Consider the following 4113-nt stretch of genomic DNA (forward strand, 5'->3'; position numbering starts at 1 on the left):
TTTACATAACTTTTCGATAGCCACGAAGCTTCATAAGTTCTTCATAAAGTTTATGTAGTTTAATAAAGGCTTCGTGGTCTCCACCCTGGTCAGGGTGAAGCTCTCGGGCTTTACGTCTAAAAAGGCTTGAAATTTCTTCTTTGTTTAAGCGCAGGATTTCTTCAGGAGATACACCAAAGATGGCCGCTGCCTCTCGGGCTACTTTATGCAAATCATTACGGTATCTTTCTAATAAGCGGGCTTCACGTTCTTCAAAAAAGCGCCTATCACAAGAAAGACGATCAAAATACATAATCGCGTAGCGAGAAAGATAATCTTTGAGGACCTGGTCCGGCTCAAGGCCCATCAAATATTTTTTATCTTCTAACAAAAGGCATAGTTCAGCAAGAAAGGCGTCGTCTATTTTTTCCATTACCTGGGCTTCGGGAATATGACGACTCAGGCGACTGGAGAAGTGTTTAGCTAATCCAAAAGCAGTGTAAATATAAGCTAATGTCTCACGCGGACGAAGTCTCTGCTCAGCAGCCATTATGTGTTGTTCAATTTCGTCGCGACTTTTTTCATGCAAAATATTTAAGAAACCAAGGGGCCTTTTTAATAGGAAGTCAACATCTGTTCCGCCAAACTTTAAAAAGAGAAGGCGGCGGCAATCAAATATATGGTATTCTCGTTGCAAAGCGAGTTGTTCACGGGCAGAGAGACGATTGCTTCTAATCGTTTGATGGGCTGAAAAATTTTCAATTACCTGGCGAATATGGGGTTTAACAAAGGGCCAAAATATCTTTTCAAGCTCCCACTGGTCAGTTTTAACACCCTTTTGAGCCAGGTTTTCAATAACTTCTTCTTTAATGTAAAAACTATTTCCTCCAGGATAGACAATGAAACGAGAAGGATCCTTTCCAAGAGACATTAAATCTCGGCTCCGCCATAGACCATCAGCAAAATATGATTCTCTAAGGAAGTAATAAGTGGTTTTTCCTCTTTTTTGTCGAGCCAGATACATAAATTTATTATAACATTTCATTAAGTAAAAAGCTATAAATGAGAAAAAATAACAGCCCCCAGTGATTTAGACCAGGGGCTGTTTGGTTAATTTCTAGAAAGCAAAACTTATTCCTACACCACCGTAAAAATGATCGTGCTTATTATCTAAAGAAGCACTTTTGATCATATCTTTAGCATCACTACCCAGGGCGAAGGAATAATAAACTTGGGGAGTTACTGTAATCTTTTCGGTAACTGGAATACTTATAGAAGCACTGAGGTTCATATTGACCCAGCCGGAGTATTCATCAGTGGGATCGTCTGGATCTGCGTAGGCTCCGGCGTCATCTGAACTTAAATAAAGGGCTGTAGCTCCCAGATCAAGAGAGGCCCCTTGCCAAGGAAGCTCAAAACTCTTGGCTGCAGAAAGTTCAAACCACCAGCCGGGATAATGAGAAAGTTCTTTGTAAACTGTAAGTCCTAAAGAAATTCCAGTAACTGGGCAGGTGCCAGAAAGGCCTGCATACAATTCAAAAGAGTCCTGTGTACCATCAAGAGCGTAATAGATACTTCCCACATTAGCGCTTAAACCATAAGGAAGGCCTTCAAAGGCATAGTCAATCGTAAAGTCCGTTTCGTTCCATTTGGCTTCATCGGCTCCTTTAAGATCTGAGTCGTAGTTAGCCCAAAAGTTAATAGAAAGAGGGCCCGAGGCGATAGTCATAGACGGTTGAATGACTACCGAGTCGTCAGAAAAGGCCATTCCCCGCCAGATATACTGGCTTAACACATCTACTGAAAAGTCCGCTGAAGTTTCTTCAGCCTTAACCTGAGTTGCTCCTAAAAGGAGCAAACACACCAATAAAATCCCTGACAACCAACCTTTAACTCGTTCCATCTTAAAACCTCCTTATATGATAGTTTTTTATTGGCCTCCAGATGTGGGGAAGGCCCTGAGGCCTTCCCCGATTAACATTACAGGAGGAGGTAAGCTTAAATGGCAGCTTCACCGCGTTCGCCACTTCTTATGCGCATGGCGTCAACCACGTCATAGACGAAAATCTTGCCGTCACCTATTTCTCCTGTGCGCGCTGCTTCAGCAATAACCTTAAAAAGTCTTTCCAGGTCAGAGTCCTTACACACCACCCGTACTTCCATTTTAGGTAAAAGATCCACCTTAAATTCGCGGCCGCGGAACTGTTCCACCAACCCAGCCTGGCGTCCATGACCTTCCACCTGGGCCACGGTAACGCCTGGGTGCCCGGCTTTTTCTAATGCTTCAAGTACGTCTTGTAATTTTTCTGGCCTGATTATGGCTCTTATTTCTTTCATGTTTCATTACCTCCTGATTACATAAAATTCGGGATAAGCAGGTGTTCCATGTTCAACAAGGTCCACGCCCTGAATTTCTTCACGGGGATCAATGCGAATACCAATAAGGATGTCTAAGACCTTGAAGAGAATGTAGCCAGCCCCAAAGGCCCAGATAAAAAGTGCTCCTGCGCCGATAAGCTGAGCAATGAGTTGGTCTACACCACCACCATAAAGAAGACCTTTTACAAAAGGTGGCTCAATGGAGTAGTTGCCGTAAGTGCCGTCGGCGAAAATACCTACCGCAATAACTCCCCAGAGTCCGTTAAAACCGTGCACTGGAACTGCACCAACTGGATCATCTATCTTTAAGGCTTCCAAGAGATAAACCCCTCCTACCAGAATAAACCCGGCGATAATACCGATAACTACCGCTGCCCAAGCCTCCACCCAGGCACAGGGAGCAGTGATGGCCACTAATCCAGCCAGGACACCGTTTAAAGACATACCCAGGTCAAATTTCTTGGTCTTAGCCAAAACGATAAGCATAGCCGTTACCGCTGCCGCTGCGGCTGCTAAAGTGGTATTAACCGCTACTACAGAAATGCGCAGATGATGGGCCGAAAAAGTAGAACCACAGTTAAAGCCATACCAGCCAAACCATAGGATAAAAACTCCCAGAGCCGCCAGGGGAATATTGTGACCGGGAATAGCACGAGGCTTACCATCGCGGCCGAATTTGCCGTAACGAGGGCCGAGGACAATTGCTCCTGCTAGAGCTACAATTCCTCCTACCGCGTGAACCACCCCAGAGCCTGCAAAGTCCAGATGCCCAAGCCCGAACTTTAGACCAGAAAGCCAGCCACCACCCCATACCCAGTGAGCGTAAACCGGATAAATAAGGCTAACAATTGCCATTGAATAAAGGAAATAAGCCTTAAATTTGATACGCTCAGCTACGGCTCCAGAAACAATAGTGGCGGCGGTAGCGGCAAACACTAATTGCCAAAAGAAAGACAAATAATTATCTACATCATAGCCGTCGCCACCCAAAAAGAAGCCCGAAAGACCTATTAACCCGTGCCAATCACTACCCATTATAAAGGCGTAACCTACAGCCCAAAAAACCAATGAACCGATACAGAAGTCCATTAAGTTTTTCATGAGAAGGTTGGTAGCGTTTTTGGCCCGGCAAAAACCGGCTTCCACACAGGCAAAACCCGCCTGCATAAACATTACTAAAAAGGCACAAATTAAAACCCACACAAAATCAACCGGTTTGCCAGGATCTGCTTTAAGTGCTTGAGCTCCTGTAGGGTCACCAGCAATAGCTAGCCCGCATCCCAGCATAAGAAACAAAAACAGCACGGAAAAAAAACGCCATCTACCCATAACTTAAACCTCCTTCAAAAAACTTTTTCTTTTTAAAAAGCAATTGTCATGCCAACCATATAAAATCTTTTAAAAATAGGAGATTCTCGAGATAGCAAAAAGAAATCTTCTTAAATATTTCTAAAAATGTAAAAACTGAAAAAATAATTCTTAAAAATATTTTCAAAAATGTAAAAAATACTTATAAAAAAGTTGCAAAAATAACAAAAGATTGCTGTGGAAGCGAAAACTAAGTAGGAAAATATTGTTTTTTTCCTTGACGGAAAAAATCTTTTTTTGATATTTTAAAATTATGAATGAATATACATGCTTACTGGTTTTTTATTTTTTTACTTGTGTTTCTATGATACATGCCTGTAATTCTTATAGAAATAAGACTATTCTTACCACACAAATACATAGTGTTTCGTCAACTGTGTCCGCAGG

General features: G+C 42.6%; 4 protein-coding genes. All 4 read right to left on the reverse strand.

Features of this window, described 5'->3' with window-relative positions; genetic code table 11:
* Nucleotide 1 precedes the first annotated feature (1 nt).
* The 4 genes from TH606_RS10855 to TH606_RS10870 all read right to left on the reverse strand — a co-directional run bounded on the left by TH606_RS10855 (nucleotide 2) and on the right by TH606_RS10870 (nucleotide 3687).
* Nucleotides 2–910 (reverse strand): J domain-containing protein, encoded by a 909-nt coding sequence (locus TH606_RS10855; protein ID WP_157627920.1) that lies wholly within the window; start codon nucleotides 908–910, stop codon nucleotides 2–4.
* Between the two features lie 186 nt (nucleotides 911–1096).
* Nucleotides 1097–1882: a hypothetical protein gene (locus TH606_RS10860; RefSeq protein ID WP_068543971.1), complete on the reverse strand. Its 786-nt coding sequence runs from the start codon at nucleotides 1880–1882 to the stop codon at nucleotides 1097–1099.
* Between the two features lie 95 nt (nucleotides 1883–1977).
* Nucleotides 1978–2316, reverse strand: a complete 339-nt coding sequence (locus tag TH606_RS10865) for a P-II family nitrogen regulator (protein WP_068543974.1) — start codon at nucleotides 2314–2316, stop codon at nucleotides 1978–1980.
* Nucleotides 2317–2322: 6 nt separating this feature from the next.
* On the reverse strand, nucleotides 2323–3687 hold the full coding sequence (locus TH606_RS10870) for an ammonium transporter (RefSeq protein WP_068543976.1): 1365 nt from the start codon (nucleotides 3685–3687) through the stop codon (nucleotides 2323–2325).
* Between the last annotated feature and the right edge of the window lie 426 nt (nucleotides 3688–4113).

Source organism: Thermodesulfatator autotrophicus, assembly GCF_001642325.1.
Classification (GTDB): Bacteria; Desulfobacterota; Thermodesulfobacteria; order Thermodesulfobacteriales; family Thermodesulfatatoraceae; genus Thermodesulfatator; species Thermodesulfatator autotrophicus.

What these genes read in the sequence shown, in the direction of transcription:
- TH606_RS10865 (WP_068543974.1), bottom strand. Translation starts at nt 2,316, where the DNA reads ATGAAAGAAATAAGAGCCATAATCAGGCCAGAAAAATTACAAGACGTA.
- TH606_RS10870 (WP_068543976.1), bottom strand. Translation starts at nt 3,687, where the DNA reads ATGGGTAGATGGCGTTTTTTTTCCGTGCTGTTTTTGTTTCTTATGCTG.
- TH606_RS10860 (WP_068543971.1), bottom strand. Translation starts at nt 1,882, where the DNA reads ATGGAACGAGTTAAAGGTTGGTTGTCAGGGATTTTATTGGTGTGTTTG.
- TH606_RS10855 (WP_157627920.1), bottom strand. Translation starts at nt 910, where the DNA reads ATGTCTCTTGGAAAGGATCCTTCTCGTTTCATTGTCTATCCTGGAGGA.